At 62.4% G+C, this 744-nt stretch carries 1 pseudogene; it reads left to right on the top strand.

What is annotated here, in order from left to right:
• Nucleotides 1–744, top strand: a pseudogene (gene secD, locus A3730_RS02610) (protein translocase subunit SecD); the annotation flags it as partial.

Raw genomic sequence — 744 nt, 5'->3', positions numbered from 1 at the left:
TTGAACCTGGCGGCCACCACGCCTCAGTGGCTGCGTGAGATCGGCGCCAGCCCCATGAACCTGGGCCTGGATTTGCGTGGCGGGGTGCACTTCCTGCTACAGGTGGATATGGATTCGGTGGTGAAGAGCCGCATGGAAGCCTGGGAAGGTACCGCCAAGCTGACCCTGCGTGATGCGGGGGTGCGTTATCGCGCGGTGTCTGTGGATGGCACTACCCTGACCGCCACCTTTGCCGACCAGGTGGCTGCGGACGCCGCCCGTGCTCCGCTGCGTCAGGCGCTGGACAAGCTGGCCATGCAGCCGGCCGGTGATAGCCCGAAAATTGTCATGACGCTGAACGAAACGGCCCTGAAGGAAATGCAGGATTACGCCGTGGACCAGAACCGTACCGCGCTGAACAAGCGGGTCAATGAACTGGGTGTGGCGGAAGCCGTCGTGCAGCGCCAGGGTGCAGACCGCATCGTGGTGCAGCTGCCGGGGATTCAGGATGCGGCCACTGCCCGCCGGATTCTGGGCCGCACCGCGACCCTGGAATTCCGCCTGGTAGACAACAGTGTGTCTTCTGCCCGCCTGCGTTCCGGCATGGCGCCTCCCGGCCTGGAATTCTTCCCGTTCAAGGGACAAGAGGGCCGTATCGTCGCGTTGAATAAATCCAGCATCGCCACCGGTGATCAGGTGATCGATGCCAAGATGGGTTTTGATCAGCAAAACGGTCAGCCGGAAGTGAATGTGACACTGGATTCC

Source organism: Alcanivorax sp. HI0044, assembly GCF_001634945.1.
The sequence above is the reverse complement of the archived record's forward strand: the minus strand, read 5'-3'. Positions and strand labels throughout refer to the sequence as shown.